The following is a 14,271-nucleotide window of genomic DNA, read 5'->3' as shown; positions in this document are numbered from 1 at the left end:
AGATTACGGTAATTTTTGCCAGAATTATGTTCCTATTTTGATATCATCAGTGCATGCTGTACGCAGGCATTCAATGGCAGACAAAATTGCAAGCCTGCTGGTCTTGGGGTTTGTCGGATCTGGGACATTTTCGACCTGGATTGTAATTTTGCCAAATTTGCCACGCGCCTCTATTTGGTGTATGTTCTTGTCAGTCTCAGGATCTGCTATTATTTTGACTGAGGTCTTTGTGCTTCCTAGGCCTGCCAGGCTAAGCAAAGCCGCAACGTTGATGTTTGCTGGAAACAATGTTACTGCCTCTTTTGCTGGGCCTTCAAAGATTGCAGTCTTTTGCGTTATAGAATGTATGTCCATTTTTTTTGCCTCAAAGAATTTTGCTCCGGCCAGTGCCTTTGGGTTTTTTGTTGTAACTAGTGTGAGGGATTCTAGCTCATCTTTGACTGACTTTATTGCGTCAAGGCCGGCAATTGCACCAGATGGTAGATAGATTTTTTTCTTAAATTCCCTGCACGCATCAAATAAAATATCAAGTACAGACTCGTCAAGCAGTGCGCCTACGCTCATCATCATCAAGTCCTTCCTGTTTTGCAAGATGCTGAGTGCGTGATTTTTTACTGCATCTTGCGATGCTGCTTCCACTACAATATCCACATTATTTGATGACAACAAATGCGGATTTGCCACGATGATGGGTCTTTTTGCAAGCTTGGCAGCAAGTGCCTCTGCTTTGGCATTATCAAAATCATAAATATGAGTCAGTTCTGCAGGGATTTTGCCAGTGTCTATTGCGAGTGCTATTTGCGTGCCAATAGCACCACACCCCAAAAGCCCTATTTTCTTCAACACAAAGCCGATCATGCATCTAGTAAATGAATTATGGCATATTGCCAAACAATTCAAAGTAGGAAGAATTAACTAGCCATGATATAGAAACACAGCCATGGTAAAAAGAAAAACTGGCAAGCACCAAAGATATGCAGATCAAAAGGCTGCCCGACGATGGCGTAAAAAGTAAATCAGCTTGGAGCTAGTTGCGTGTTAACGGTTCATTCATCCCAAGGGTTTTATTTTCTGCAATGAAGGTAACCTATGCTTAACACGGTTTACAAAGAGGCAATTAAAAACCGCGAAAAGATTCTCTCCGTTCTAAAGGGGCCCAAATTTGATCAAATAGTAGAGCGCGCAAGTCAAAACTGGATAGAATACACGCCAAAAAAGCAAGATGCCGCGTTATGTGGAATTGATTCTAGCTTTAACAGTACAAAATTTCAGGGAATGGAACTGTGGGTTGTGACTGCAGTTGCCATACAATCGGACGGTACAGTAATAGACGATCTGCACAGGCAGGGCTTGGGCAGGGTTGGCCTTGACATTTCAAGAATGGCAAGCGAGATGGAAGTAGACATTTGCAAAAAGGCAGTCGAAGTATCAGATATAGTGATGATGGATGGCTCCCTATACTCGCAGTTCATGACAAGACAGGCAGGCCTGACTCCAGAGATTGTTCGAGTCATGACACGTAAAGACAATGTCATCTTTATTGCAAAAACATCAAACACAAACGTCCAGTTCAAGGATCTGGGATCACTGGCAGGGGACATTTTCTATTATAATCATGCAACCAAAACGCCTGGATTTAGCAAGATTTTTGTTGACTCGGAATTCGGGCGTGACAAGCAAATCTCTTCAATTTATGCAAGACTATCAGATTCTACACCGCTAATCAAAATCGAGTTGTTTGGCGGCAACCACTCTGAAGATGAGATAAAATCGATCCTAGACAAACTCTACAAGACAAGTGTCAGCGGATACCCCTACGCGCTAAAGCTCGCACATAACAACTGCAAAATTAGCAGTGCTGATTTGGCAAAGCTTGTCAGCTTGTATGGAATATCAAACGAGATAGGCTCGCGCGAAGTTTTAGAATGATCTTGGTTTGTGATTAATCACATTTAGCGTAGTCGTTCCTTTAATTCCAGCTAGCTTTCGAATCTTTTTTGTCACAATATCTGAGATTTCATTGTATGTCGGCGCCACTACATTGCAAATAATCTGCGATGTGAAGAGGACGTCACCGTCGATCACCTCGGCAATTTTGCTCAGGTTTTGCATGGTGTCGACTTCTTTTCCCTTTTCGCAGTCAAGCAAAATGTATGCATAAGACATGTAGGTATCCAAAACATCCTTGCCGTCAATCTTTTTGGCAATAGTGTTTTTGCCGTCCGCCATCAGAGTGTATGTTGCCCTAATTCTTGGAAGCTTGCGAATCTTTTTTGTTATAATGTCTTTTAGTAAATCTTCGGAGCTTGCCTCCAGCTTGCTTAGAATATCATATGTGCCAAACACTCCTGTTGCCATCTTGACAGAGTCAATTGATCTCAGGGAAGACAGGACATAGTCTTCAGAGCCGCTCTCGCACGTTATTAGGACGTATGCTTTTGCCAACCCACACTATTACGCAAAACTAGACAAAAAGTATTTTGTAAGTTACCTTTTCAGTTTTTTACGTCAATTGCAAAACTCAACAAAATACAATTACAAATTTGTTATTTAGCACATGATGATTTACGCATAAGGTAAAATTTACAATAAAATCCCATAATTGATCAAATTTAGAGCAAAATAGATCAAATAATTATAATCTTTAATGTTTTTTTCATATTTTAATAAAAAACATTAATGAGCAAATCGCTGTTCGGGCAATGGTTACACAGTCACTCCAAGTCTATGCTGGCGTAAAATCATACAGCCTAAAGGGCAAGCTTTTAACAAAAAAAGATCTACAAACACTATCAGAGTCTAGGGACCTAGACGAGCTGGTAACCCGGCTAAAAAACACCACATACAATGACTCCATATCAAAGGTAACAAAGCCATTTTCTGCGCAAAAAATAGAGCTTGCACTGCGAGACAGGCAGGCGGAGCTGCACCACATGATGATGCAGGCATCTGGTGGATCTAATGTAATGTTTGCATATTACCTGAAATTTATTTTGCGAAATCTGAAAATTATTTTAAAAGGAAAAATTCTTGGCAGGCCGCAAAGCGAAATAGAGACATCTCTGAGTCTGCATCCAGAAGAACTGATAAAAGAGCGCGACATTGTACTCAAGGCGCTGGTTGCAAAAGACATCGAAGAAGCAGTTAGTGTTCTAAAGGCAATCGGGATTGGTGAGGAGGTAGAAAAGGCATATTTGTTGTATAATGAGAAAAAGCAGATACAGGTGCTGGACTTGTATTTTGACAAGTCGTTTTATGAAAATCTCAGTAGGACCGTCAAGAGCTCAGGTGAGTTTACACTGCATTCGGTTTGTGGAATGGAGATTGACTTTTACAACATGATGAGCATTTTGCGGGGCAAGTTCTGGAATCTGGATGAAAACCAACTACAGCACATAATTGTCTCAAACGCATCAAGTGAGGCAAAGGAAATACTCACGCGGATGATTTCTGCAGATTCCATCAAAAATGCGCTAAATGAGCTTCTTGGGACTCACTACAAGGATCTAGTTCCGCAAGACGAGGACGATGTGATTGCAAAGTTTGAGCGCTCATTTGAGCGCAAAATCTACGACACCATGAATGCCCAGTTTGTGCGTATTTTCGGCTTTTCCACAGTAGTTGCAATAGTGCGACTCTTAGACTACGAGATAAGAAACCTTTCATCAATCGCATTTGGTGTAGAGCAAAACATTCCAAGTCAGACAGTAATGGACAGATTAATTGTAAAGGATGCCTAGCTTCGTCTTGCTATGTGATACTTGAGCTTTTCTACGGTGGACTTGATGTTTGCACTCAATCTTTGATATGCCTCTAGTGTCTGTTGGTCTAGGAATAGGTCTTTTTGCACCTTCCACTCGGAAGTAATCATAATCTTTGCGTGTGATTCCTTTTTTGGCTTGTACTTGTACCAGTACGAGTCGTCCTTTACTATTTGCGAGATTTCATAGTTGACCTTGGCCTTTGGTTTGTACACAGACACCGTTATGGTGTGTTCTTTGAGTAATGCATGCATCATCAGCTCACGCAGTTTTTTGTCTGCATTTAACACGGCAATTACGTCGTCTGCTATCAATCCGGGAGGAAGTGTTGTGAGCTTGCCATATCCACTCCAAATAAAGTCCTCTACCTTGGAGTGGAATCTTCCTTTGAGTACTTTGGTCAGAGTTCCAAAGTTCAGCGGTCCAAGATCATACTCGGATGGAAAGGATATGAAAAATTGTAGCTTCCACATGGTTCCTTCTGCAATTCCCATTCCATAGAATCCTCCTGGGGCAAACTCACTTTTTGACACAGTTTTTCTCTTGAGTATGTCAATGTAATCGAAATCTCCGGTTACCTTGAGTACTCCTCTGCTTGCTACTCCAGGATTTGGGCCGTCAAGGGATGATCGTGGATAATCATACTCAAAATCCATCGTTCCATCTGGGATAAGCTTGCAATCTAGACCGAGTGAGTCTAGGTGCTTGTGCAGTTTTTTTGCTACCTTTTCTTCGACAGTTGTTGCAACTATAGTGTCTGGATAGTGTAGCACTAGTAGGGTACGTATTCAATATTTTTAAGATTATCTGTTCAAAAAGAAAAGAATTGTAAGAATTGTATGATCGATTATCGAAATTCAGACCAAATTACACATAAATGTGTAATTTTTACATCATGCGTAATTGCGCACACAATATGTCAAACAAAGGTCAGCTCAGAATCAATCTTGGAATTTATTTATCAGGCCGGGCTAGTTTTTTTGCATGAGATTTTTTGATGGGGTTGCGCCATGACGCTAGGAGTAGTAATTGGTGAGTCAAAGCCAACTGCAGTCACTGCGCAGACATCGCGTCCATTGTCAGTTGGGGAATATGTAATAATTGATTCACAAGATGGCAAGCTGCTTGGCCTAGTTGAAAGATCATTTGTAACTAGCGCGGCACTAACGGATATTCATAATTTTGATGAGGCAATAGAAAGCAAGGAAATCGCAGATATCAATTCACGTGACAAGAGTTTTACTGCAAAGATTGGAATCTTGGGATACTTGGCACAGTTGCAAAAAAGCGTCGTAGTGTTGCCTGCAATTCCTCCAATTCCCGGAACTGGAATCTTGTCTGCAACCAAGGATGATCTTGGAAATATTTTTGCCCCACAGAAAGATGAGTGGGTCAGAGTCGGCACGCTGCTTAGAAATTCACAAATTGAAGCTAAAATAAACTTGAACAAAATTGTGTCTCGCCATTTAGGAATTTTGGCAATGACTGGAATGGGAAAAAGTAATCTCGTGTCATTGCTAGCAAAGCAAATTTCCACAGTAAACGGGACTTTGATAATTTTTGACTATCACAATGACTATGCAGACCTGCACATCCCAGAAATCAATGTAATTGAGGCAAAAATAAATCCAAGACTATTGGATGCAAACACGCTTTCTGACGTTTTAGAAATTAGAGAAAATGCAGACATTCAGCAGAGAATTTTGAGGTTAGCATTTACTCCAGATGTCAAGGAATCTCAGAATTTTTGGGATGCACTAGACCATAATGTGGAAATGATTGGTGCAAATCCAGAGCGAAAGGACGACAGGCATTCTGCAGACAGGGTACGAGACAAAATAGACGATGCCAGGCACAGATTTGCCGATGTTTTGGACCCAGACATCATGGATCCACTGGGCCTCATAAAAGAAGGCAAGATAAACGTGCTAAACATCTCGGAGCTATCAGAAAAACAGGCAAACGTCGCACTAGCGTACTATTTCCAGGAATTGCTCACGGACAGAAAATCTGCATTGTTGGCAAAAAGCGCAAAGGCCAAGTCATCGCACAGGTACAGATTCGAGTCGCCAGTCTTTGTGATAATTGAGGAAGCACATGTGTTTATTCCAAAGGGGGAGGAGACCCATACGAAATACTGGGCTGCCAAGATTGCCCGAGAGGGACGCAAGTTCGGCCTAGGACTGTGCATAGTGTCACAACGACCCAGAAACATTGATCCAAATGTGCTATCACAGATGGGCTCACTTGCAGTAATGAAAATAGTCCAAGAAGACGACCAGCGCCAGATAACGGCGGCAGCCGAATCCATTTCTCATGATTTGATTAACCAGCTAACATCGCTGAATGTAGGCGATGCTGTGTTTGTGGGCCAGTGGGTGAACCTGCCCGCCATAGTTCACATAGAGGAGGTAAAGGACAAGCCAGTAGGTTCTGATAAAAACGCCATATCGGAATGGAAGTCTACAAAAAAATTCGAGAAGATCGCAACCGAGTCCACGCAAAAATTAATACAAAAAGATCTGCTGCTTGACTAGTATGAGCTTTTCCCACATTTCAGATACGCATTTGGGCCTAACACAATACGGACTGCAAGAGCGAGAGGACGATGTCTATTCTGCGTTTAACGAATCAGTTGATGTCTCCATCAAGGACCATGTCGACTTTGTGATATTTGCAGGGGACATTTTCCATGTGCCAAACCCGACCGGCACTGCAATACTGCAGATGGCAAATGCGCTCAAGCGCCTCAAGCAAAACAACATTGACTCGTTTTTTGTGCTAGGCGAGCACGACATTTCTCGGATTCGCTCTGCGCCAATTCCGTACGTGTACCATAATTTGGAATTCTCAAGATATGTAGGCCAGGGCACACCCTTTGTATACAAGGACGTTCTGATTGCGGGCTTTGATAAGATCAGGCGGGGAGAAATGCCCCAGTTTTTGGACAGATTTTCCGAGCTTGACAAAGTCGCATTACATCATCCAGGCCACAAAATTCTGATAATGCACCAGGGAATTGTGGAGGTAAACCAGTTTGCAGGCGAGCTTGCATCAACGGATCTGCCAAAAAATTTCACATACTATGCCATGGGCCATCTCCACGATAAGTTCCTAAAGCAATTCTCACATCTGTTAGGACCAATCGCATACCCAGGGTCAATAGAAATGACAACAAGCGAGGGAATCAAGGAAACACAGAAAGGATTCTACATTGTTGACATTTCCACAAGCGAGGCAAAGCCAAACTGGATAAAACTCAATACGCGTCCGCAACTATCAGAAAAAGTCGAATTTGAAAAACTATCAGAATCAGTAAGCAAGATTTTAGAGAAAATTTCAACTCTTGCAAAAAAACCCATAGTGGAACTAAAAATCCACGGAAAAGAGATCGAGTCAGAGATAATCCAGACTCAGATTGCAAGACTGGCACCACACGCCTTACACTATACCTGGAAAATACTGCAAGAAGAGGGCTCCAATGGTACCATACTATTAGAGAGACCATCAAGCATTGACGACGAATTATTCAGGCTGGCATCAAACTATTTGGGATCAAATGAAAAGGCGACATTTGCAATACATGAACTGCTGCCATTGTTATCAGCAAACAAGGTAAAGGAAGCAGAGCAGGCAATCCTAGAGGAATTTGAGAGGTTCAAGAAATGATAAAGACAATAGAGCTTGGCAACTTTATCTCGCATTCGGAGACAAAGCTGGACTTTGATGACGGCGTGACTGTTTTTGTAGGACACAACGGTGCTGGAAAATCAAGCATAATTGACGCCATAACATTTGCATTGTTTGGCGAGCACACCCGCAAGTCAAACAAGAGCCTCATTAGGCGCGGAAATACGCAGGCATATGCCAAAGTCAGGTTTACCTCAAAGAACAGGACATTTGAGGCCACGCGCAAAATAGACTCCAAGGGCGCACTTGCCGCCCAGTTTGTCGAAATCCAGGGAGGCCAAGAAATACTGCGCTCTGCTGGTGAGCGCAAGCAGTTTGGTGAATCCACGACACATGAAATAGAAACCACACTAGGACTAGATTTTCAAAAGCTAAAGGTCGCATCAATTGTCCAGCAGGGCGAGCTGAGCTCTATTATCAAGGCAAAGCCAAAAGAGTTCAAGGAACTGCTCAACGCAATAATCGGAATCGACAAGCTTGACTTGGCGTCAGAGAATCTCAAAATAGCACAAAAATCATTTCGCCAGACAATTTACAAAAAATTCGGCTACGATGATACCCACATTCCACTATTAGAAAAAGAAATTGAAGAAAAAAATCTAGAGATAAAAAATTGCGAACCCCAGATGCTTGAATTGCAGCAAAAAAAAGAGTCCAAGGCCAAAGAACTGGAAGTGCTGCAAAGCAAAATCAGTCTTGATTCTGCCAAAGAATTGATACTAAAGCAAATAGAGGAGCGAAAATCGGAATTTGCAAAATACGTCAAAGATGCCATAATATCAATCCAAAAAACCATTACGGAAAAGGAGAGAAAGATTCGCGACTGCCAAGGCTGCTTTGAGATATCTGGCAAAAAAGAAGAACTGGAAGCAAAACTCCAGTCAATCAAGTCTCAAATCGAGGACTCGAGAAGAAAAATCACAGAGCTAGAAACTAAAAAGGCAGTCCTGCTAGAGCACGCAGAACTTGCAAAAAAACTCCAGCTCCAAGACGGCAAATGCCCTGTCTGCGACTCTCATGTGGACAGACTCAAGCCAGTCTTTCAAGTAGAACACATCAAAGAAGAACAAGAAAGCATCAAATTACAAATCCAGGCACTAGAATCAAAAAAATCAAGCCTAATTCAGGAAGAAAAAGAAACACTAGAGTACAGCAAAAAGGCGACAGCGGCAAAAGCAACACTTGACGCCCATTCCATACAGAGGCCAGAGCAGATCAGTATCCTGGTCCAAGAAGTAGAGTCACAAAAGGCGCAAATCCAGAAAATTCCACTTGTCATGACCACGTCTGGCTTGCTGGAAGCATCAGAGATTGACTCTCATGCAAAAATATTGTACGAAAAAATCGCAAAGATGCAACAAGAAATAGAAGGATTTGATCAGGCCGAATTTGCCAAGCTAAAATCAGGCTCAGAGTCGGCCAAAAAAGAACTCAGCAGGCTAGACCAGGAATACGGCGCAGTAACACAAAAAATAACACAGGCCACATCACGAATAGACCAAATCAAGTCAGTTCTGTCCGAGCTGGCACATGTCAAAAATTATATCGCACAACTAGACGAAATCCAGGATAACATCTACAATCGGGACGGCCCAGTTGCCACAAGCCTTCGATCATGGGCGCTATCAACAATATCCGCAAAGGCATCAGAATACCTAGAGATGCTAAACACAAAAATCCACAGGATAACACTTGCGGAAAAAACCAGAGACATTTCCATTACGTGTTATTCCAAAAATACTATAATTGACATTGATTCGCTTTCCGGTGGAGAACAGGTAAGTGTTGCATTATCGCTTCGACTTGGAATGGCGCACTTGCTAGGATCATCTAATCTGAACTTTGTCATATTGGACGAGCCGACAACACATCTGGATAGCGAGCGACGAAGATCCTTGGTGCGGGTTTTGTCTCAGCTGACCGACGTTGCAAACGCAAACCCAATCCAGTTCATCATAATAACGCACGATGCCGAAATCTTTGAGGATTCTTCAGTTGAGAAAATTTATCGATTCGAGTCCAGTGAAAACGGCACGCAGGTAGCCTTGCTCTAGCCACCGGTCAGTTTTGCAAACTTTTCGTTCTTGGACAGCTTTTCCATGAATTGTAGGTTAGATAGCGCGACTATTGCAGACTCCACGACAGGTGGGCTTGGATCCGATAGTGCCCGGGTTAACGTTGGAATTGCGTCTTTGGCGCCCACAACTCCCAGTGCAATTGCCGCCTCGTGTCTGACAAACATGCTTGGGTCATTTGATGTGGCATCCTCTAGGTGAGGAATTGCGCTTCTATACCCCATTTGCCCAAGAGAAAATGCGGCCTCGTGTCGGACCAGCTCGTTTTCATCGTTTTTTAGAACCTTGGCAATGTATGGGATCTTGTCCTCGCCGCCAAAGTCTACTAGGATGCACGTAGCCCTAGTCCTGACCACATAATCGTCATTGTCCAGCAGTTTTACAAAATAGTCGACGTCCTTTTTTTCATATCTGTCTTCCATTTCTGCAAAAAGTGCCAGTCGTTTTTCTGGGATTATATCCATGTGATCTGCGGATTTGCTGGCTGTTATATTATTGTTGTATGATACGGTTAGATTTTATAATAAAACCAAGGATCAAAAAACAGATGTCAGTCCAGATAGGCCAAAAGGCGCCAAACTTTGAGGTCTCAAAGTGGGTTCAGGGAATGCCGACCAACTTTGATCAGGAAAAAGACCACATTGTCCTAGTAGAGGTATTTCAGGTAAACTGTCCTGGATGCTTTTTGTATGGAATTCCAGAGGCAATCAATATTTACAACAAGTACAAGGACCAAGGCGTGCGTGTCTTGGGAATTGCGACTGCGTTTGAGGATTTTGATAAAAACACCGTAGAAAACTTGGAGTTATTGGCAAAGACTGGAGAGACAGTAGGCGAGACAAAAAAGGCGCTTGCAATGTACGGCAAAAGCTCTGATGGTAAAATCCCCTACAAGATTCCGTTTCCGCTTGCAATGGACAACCTAGTCAAGACAACAGGCAAGCCGTCACCGCAAATAGTAATGGAGTTTATCAAGTCACAGCTGCCGGACTTTGATGTGCAGCCAGAAGAATACAGAAAGCAGATAATTGCGCGAGTAGAACAATACATGATGTCAAAGGAATATTCCGCAGGAACATTTGACAAGTTCCAGCTGCGTGGCACGCCATCTACAATTCTAGTTGACAGAAAGGGAATACTGCGTGATGTTTCGTTTGGCCAGTCAGGACACATCGAGTCCATGATTGAGCAATTATTGCATGAAGGCTAGGCCTTTTTTCTCTTGAAATAAACTGCCGCAGTTGTCGCTGCACCGCCTGCAACCACAATTCCTACTGCTGCTAGAATCACTACAATATTGTCAGGTTTTTCCTCCAAGATTTCAGGTGTTTCTATAACTTCTTGTTGTTCGACAAAGTCGCTTTGCACCTCTAGTGTGTGGGTGCCGTTTCCTGCAAACTCTAGTGTTACAAATGAAATCCTTTCATTTTGCAAGACCTTTGGTGTTATTTGGGTATCATCGAGGATGAATTTCAGCTCACCCTTTGTTATCTCGTTTGGGATTTGCAGTTCGGCAAAATTGTTCTCAAGGCTGCTGTTGATTGCAAATATCAGAGTGTCATCCTCAAATGAGACATTTCTTACATCAAAGTTTGCTGTGGTCTCTATGGCATATGGCTTGGAATTTACCATAACAGAAAACGTTGTCTTGAGGCCTGTCTTGTCAGAGATTGGCTCGGCAAATGCTGGCAATACCACAACTAGTAACAATAATGCAAAGAGAATTTTCAATTTATGCAGGGATTACTCTTTTTCGCAGTTCTTTGTCCTTGACAATTCTTGGGTGTGCCTTGTCTGCTAGGATAATTTCAAACCAATAATGGAATCCATCCTTGTACAAAAAGTACGAGCCAAGCAACTTTAGGTTCTTGTATTTTTCTGCTGTTCTCTGCTCTGCCACACCCTGCATGTTAATGTCTGCCTTGATTCTGGTGACACCAAGATGTTTTTGTCTTCTTCCTGCTACTGGTCTTTGTCGCCTCATACCGCCTGTTCCGACGCGAGTGCGAATAACTACTATTCCTTGCTTTGCCTTGTAGCCCAGTCGTCTTGCCTTTGCAATCCTGCTTGGCTTGTCAATTCTGTGGAATGCGGGTTGTTTTCTCCACTCTATTGCGGTCTTTCTTATCTCTGGTGAGTTTTCTTGCCAGTGTTTTAGCCAGACTCGATCTTGTGCGGTAAGCATTAACGCGATTATTTTTTCCCCCTTAATATGCGTAAGCTGGAAAATAAGCACAAAATGTCTGCGAGTGTCAGAATTTGCCTAGGCTAGTTTCACCCGCAGGAACTTAGTTCAGCGTCATTACACATCACACCGTCATAAGTATGTCGGAGCAGTTTGCGCTTTTCAAACGACTAGCAAGACATATGGCATAGTTCCTACCGTACTACATGCCAGAAAAACACATCAACAGACTAACCAAGGAAGAAGAAGATGCAAAAAACCACTTTAACCAAAATGTTACTGCCGAGGACGAGTGGGCTCACATCACAGAGACTGGGCCCAAGCTGGAAATAGTGGACCCCCTTGCGGTAACATCAAGGCAGATCAGCTTTGGCAAAGAGCGCAGCTATGCCACAAAGGAAGAGGCAGTCCAGGACAAGTCTGAAAGATTCAAAGACGATATTTCCAACACAAACCAGTACCTAAAATTTGTAAATGCGCACCTTGCTGCAAAAAAATCAAAAATCGACAAGCTAAAGGCAGACGAGCAGCGATTCAAAGAAGAGCTGGAATCACTGCAAAACTTTCAGGTAAAGCCAAGAGTGGAGCTTGATAAAATTCACTATAAAAAAATAACAGAAAACGACACAAACTCGTTACTATCACATTTGCAGTCAGAGCGCGAATCCGCACTGGAAAAAATAGCATACCACCAGACCCAGATAGAGCGAGCAAAGCAAGAGCTAAAGGAAAAAGACGCGCAAATCTCTGATGTGAAAAAGGAAATAGAGATCCTCGACAAGAAAAAGCAAATGCAGGCACCAGACCCAATAGAGACAATTCGTGCAGAACTTGCAAGGCTTGGAATCACGGACGACGCTGCAAAGATTCTTGGCGCAGTAAACTCGCTAGAAGAGCAAATCAAGAAAAAACCTCAGTAACATTTTTGTCTGGTCTGACCGGAACAGGTGCGTGAAGGCCGAGCTTGCAGTGTTGTTACTGATTGTAGCGTCGTTTCCACTTGCATCTGCGCAGTCGGTTTTTGTTCAGACAAGCAAGGCCACATACAATTACGGCGATTACCTCTCTGTTACAATATCAGTGTCAAGTGTTACCGGCAAGAACGCCATTTTGCATATTATAGACTCTGAAGGAATCAAAAGTAGTGGCATCCCAGTACAAATAACAAAACAAAACACCACAATTACAACTCCGGTTCCATTCAATTCAGAACTGTTCCGAGAGGGAAAATACCAGATTCAGGTAGAATATAACGGAATAATGACATCTGCGCCGTTTCTGCTAGTCGACATAGGAAATATCGTCATGCCTTTTGGCAGCAACGTCATAGTTCCCCAGTGGCTAGATGGGGCAATTAGCGATTCAATGTTCTTCAAGTTTTTGGTGGAAAAAGAGACAGTCAAGCTGCCTGCGGGCCAAAAACTAGAGGAAAAAACAGAGATTCCCGACTGGTACAAGATAAACGGCAAGTGGTGGTCTGAGAGAAAGATATCAGATTCTGAGTTTGTCAGAGGACTGCAGTACCTGGTAAATCAGAAAATAATCTAGTTTTTGCGTCTGCCCGCTCTGCCTATTGCCCAGAGAATTATCATTACTACAAACGCAATGATAAATGCCGCAAATATTCCAACTATGAATTCTTTGCCCATGCTTGTGGAAGATGATGTTGGTGCGGATGTATCCAAGACACATTGTCCGTCTTTGAGGATTGTTCCAGGCCCGCACGTCTCATCCAGTATGCATTGGCCGTCCTTGAGCACGGTTCCCGGACCACATTGTTGGGATTCTGAGGCCTCTGGTGTTTCTGGTGTCTCTTCTACTGGTGCAGGCTCTTCGGTTGGCTCTGGTGTTGCTTCTAGGACACATGCGTTTGTCTGTGGATCAAGTACTGTTCCTGGGCCACACAGAGTTGTTGGCTCTTCTGTCGGCTCTGGTTCGGTTGGGGTTTCTTCTGTGGTTTCTGGAATCTCTTCAGGGGTTTCCTCAGCTACAGGTTGTCCTGTTCCAAAGTTGGTTGTTCCAAGAGATATAATATCAACAGAATTTGTTCCAACAGGAACTGTAATTGCCAGTGTGCGGGAAGAGTCGGATTTTTCCTCAACAAAGACTGCTTCTTCGGTGTCTGCCAGTATCAGAAAATCATCGTCTGCGCCGTCTGTTCTGGAATCAAAAAATGCCCTATCCAATGTAATTACAAGTGTGCCTTCGACTTCGGTTGTCGTGACCAAAACAGACAGTGTTGCAGTGCTAGTGTCAGCTTCTAGGCCTTCGACAGTCAGTCCTGTTGCCTCGTATGTTATTTCATGTGTATTGCCGTTTACCTCAATTGAGGCAGTCGACGCATATGCGCCGGGCAATACTAGAATTATAGATAACAGTGCGAAGGCAAGAAGCGATTTCATTGGGTTTTTTCCCCCAAATTCTGTATTAATTGTTTATTTCCTAGTTTAGCTATATTCAGGCTCAAATCAATATGGAATTTGCAGAATTTTTGATAAATTGCGGGATGATTTTATTGTGATTGTTTGGTCAAAAATAGCACTTTAGCTAGCCTCAAATC

Annotated in this window: 15 protein-coding genes; 8 read left to right on the top strand and 7 right to left on the bottom strand. The window is 42.9% G+C overall.

Annotated features, from left to right (window positions below):
- Positions 1-24: 24 nt before the first annotated feature.
- Entirely contained in the window at positions 25-843 is an 819-nt protein-coding gene (locus NAQ_RS00745) for an aspartate dehydrogenase (protein ID WP_100183369.1), read from the bottom strand.
- A gap of 246 nt (positions 844-1,089) precedes the next feature.
- On the opposite strand from NAQ_RS00745, the gene NAQ_RS00740 reads away from it, so the two are divergent.
- Positions 1,090-1,929, top strand: coding sequence for a DNA double-strand break repair nuclease NurA (locus NAQ_RS00740; RefSeq protein ID WP_100181789.1), 840 nt, complete (start codon positions 1,090-1,092; stop codon positions 1,927-1,929).
- Here NAQ_RS00740 and NAQ_RS00735 read toward each other — a convergent pair.
- The gene (locus tag NAQ_RS00735; protein ID WP_100181788.1) at positions 1,921-2,445 is read right to left on the bottom strand and encodes an Lrp/AsnC ligand binding domain-containing protein; all 525 of its coding nucleotides are present in this window, start codon (positions 2,443-2,445) and stop codon (positions 1,921-1,923) included. The two genes, NAQ_RS00740 and NAQ_RS00735, sit on opposite strands and share 9 nt — an antisense overlap.
- A 257-nt stretch (positions 2,446-2,702) precedes the next feature.
- Here NAQ_RS00735 and NAQ_RS00730 point away from each other — a divergent pair, with 257 nt between their 5' ends.
- Complete coding sequence (locus NAQ_RS00730; protein WP_100181787.1) at positions 2,703-3,740, top strand: V0D/AC39 family V-type ATPase subunit; 1,038 nt, start codon at positions 2,703-2,705, stop codon at positions 3,738-3,740.
- Here the strand turns inward: NAQ_RS00730 and NAQ_RS00725 are convergent.
- Positions 3,737-4,534 carry a hypothetical protein gene (locus tag NAQ_RS00725; RefSeq protein ID WP_100181786.1) on the bottom strand — a complete coding sequence of 266 codons (798 nt, stop codon included), beginning with the start codon at positions 4,532-4,534 and terminating at the stop codon, positions 3,737-3,739. The two genes, NAQ_RS00730 and NAQ_RS00725, sit on opposite strands and share 4 nt — an antisense overlap.
- A 237-nt stretch (positions 4,535-4,771) precedes the next feature.
- On the opposite strand from NAQ_RS00725, the gene NAQ_RS00720 reads away from it, so the two are divergent.
- From NAQ_RS00720 to NAQ_RS00710, 3 genes are read left to right on the top strand one after another with little or no spacing between them, the layout of a single operon-like run.
- The gene (locus tag NAQ_RS00720) at positions 4,772-6,298 is read left to right on the top strand and encodes an ATP-binding protein (protein ID WP_100181785.1); all 1,527 of its coding nucleotides are present in this window, start codon (positions 4,772-4,774) and stop codon (positions 6,296-6,298) included.
- A gap of 1 nt (position 6,299) precedes the next feature.
- Positions 6,300-7,430, top strand: a complete 1,131-nt coding sequence (locus NAQ_RS00715) for a metallophosphoesterase family protein (RefSeq protein WP_100181784.1) — start codon at positions 6,300-6,302, stop codon at positions 7,428-7,430.
- A complete protein-coding gene (locus NAQ_RS00710; protein ID WP_100181783.1) occupies positions 7,427-9,505 on the top strand; it encodes an AAA family ATPase in 2,079 nt (692 codons plus the stop codon). The genes NAQ_RS00715 and NAQ_RS00710 overlap by 4 nt, the downstream gene beginning before the upstream one ends.
- Here the strand turns inward: NAQ_RS00710 and NAQ_RS00705 are convergent.
- Positions 9,502-9,990, bottom strand: a complete 489-nt coding sequence (locus NAQ_RS00705) for a HEAT repeat domain-containing protein (protein ID WP_100181782.1) — start codon at positions 9,988-9,990, stop codon at positions 9,502-9,504. The genes NAQ_RS00710 and NAQ_RS00705 overlap by 4 nt on opposite strands.
- A gap of 83 nt (positions 9,991-10,073) precedes the next feature.
- Between NAQ_RS00705 and NAQ_RS00700 the strand changes: the two genes are divergently transcribed.
- Positions 10,074-10,736, top strand: coding sequence for a peroxiredoxin family protein (locus tag NAQ_RS00700; protein ID WP_100181781.1), 663 nt, complete (start codon positions 10,074-10,076; stop codon positions 10,734-10,736).
- Here the strand turns inward: NAQ_RS00700 and NAQ_RS00695 are convergent.
- Together NAQ_RS00695 and NAQ_RS00690 are read right to left on the bottom strand one after the other, a co-directional pair.
- Entirely contained in the window at positions 10,733-11,257 is a 525-nt protein-coding gene (locus tag NAQ_RS00695; protein ID WP_100181780.1) for a hypothetical protein, read from the bottom strand. The two genes, NAQ_RS00700 and NAQ_RS00695, sit on opposite strands and share 4 nt — an antisense overlap.
- Before the next feature lies 1 nt (position 11,258).
- A complete protein-coding gene (locus NAQ_RS00690; RefSeq protein ID WP_100181779.1) occupies positions 11,259-11,711 on the bottom strand; it encodes an eL15 family ribosomal protein in 453 nt (150 codons plus the stop codon).
- A gap of 206 nt (positions 11,712-11,917) precedes the next feature.
- Between NAQ_RS00690 and NAQ_RS10315 the strand changes: the two genes are divergently transcribed.
- Positions 11,918-12,631 carry a coiled-coil domain-containing protein gene (locus NAQ_RS10315; RefSeq protein WP_100181778.1) on the top strand — a complete coding sequence of 238 codons (714 nt, stop codon included), beginning with the start codon at positions 11,918-11,920 and terminating at the stop codon, positions 12,629-12,631.
- Between the two features lie 31 nt (positions 12,632-12,662).
- Positions 12,663-13,259 (top strand): hypothetical protein, encoded by a 597-nt coding sequence (locus NAQ_RS00680; RefSeq protein WP_100181777.1) that lies wholly within the window; start codon positions 12,663-12,665, stop codon positions 13,257-13,259.
- Here NAQ_RS00680 and NAQ_RS00675 read toward each other — a convergent pair.
- Positions 13,256-14,113, bottom strand: a complete 858-nt coding sequence (locus tag NAQ_RS00675; RefSeq protein ID WP_100181776.1) for a hypothetical protein — start codon at positions 14,111-14,113, stop codon at positions 13,256-13,258. The genes NAQ_RS00680 and NAQ_RS00675 overlap by 4 nt on opposite strands.
- Positions 14,114-14,271 lie beyond the last annotated feature (158 nt).

This window comes from Candidatus Nitrosotenuis aquarius, assembly GCF_002787055.1.
Taxonomy (GTDB): domain Archaea; phylum Thermoproteota; class Nitrososphaeria; order Nitrososphaerales; family Nitrosopumilaceae; genus Nitrosotenuis; species Nitrosotenuis aquarius.
The sequence above is the reverse complement of the archived record's forward strand: the minus strand, read 5'-3'. Positions and strand labels throughout refer to the sequence as shown.

Bases quoted from the DNA above. Each gene is read 5' to 3' on its own strand.
- NAQ_RS00740 (WP_100181789.1), top strand. From the start codon at position 1,090: ATGCTTAACACGGTTTACAAAGAGGCAATTAAAAACCGCGAAAAGATT.
- NAQ_RS00730 (WP_100181787.1), top strand. From the start codon at position 2,703: ATGGTTACACAGTCACTCCAAGTCTATGCTGGCGTAAAATCATACAGC.
- NAQ_RS00720 (WP_100181785.1), top strand. From the start codon at position 4,772: ATGACGCTAGGAGTAGTAATTGGTGAGTCAAAGCCAACTGCAGTCACT.
- NAQ_RS00715 (WP_100181784.1), top strand. From the start codon at position 6,300: ATGAGCTTTTCCCACATTTCAGATACGCATTTGGGCCTAACACAATAC.
- NAQ_RS00710 (WP_100181783.1), top strand. From the start codon at position 7,427: ATGATAAAGACAATAGAGCTTGGCAACTTTATCTCGCATTCGGAGACA.
- NAQ_RS00705 (WP_100181782.1), bottom strand. From the start codon at position 9,990: ATGGATATAATCCCAGAAAAACGACTGGCACTTTTTGCAGAAATGGAA.
- NAQ_RS00700 (WP_100181781.1), top strand. From the start codon at position 10,074: ATGTCAGTCCAGATAGGCCAAAAGGCGCCAAACTTTGAGGTCTCAAAG.
- NAQ_RS00690 (WP_100181779.1), bottom strand. From the start codon at position 11,711: ATGCTTACCGCACAAGATCGAGTCTGGCTAAAACACTGGCAAGAAAAC.
- NAQ_RS10315 (WP_100181778.1), top strand. From the start codon at position 11,918: ATGCCAGAAAAACACATCAACAGACTAACCAAGGAAGAAGAAGATGCA.
- NAQ_RS00675 (WP_100181776.1), bottom strand. From the start codon at position 14,113: ATGAAATCGCTTCTTGCCTTCGCACTGTTATCTATAATTCTAGTATTG.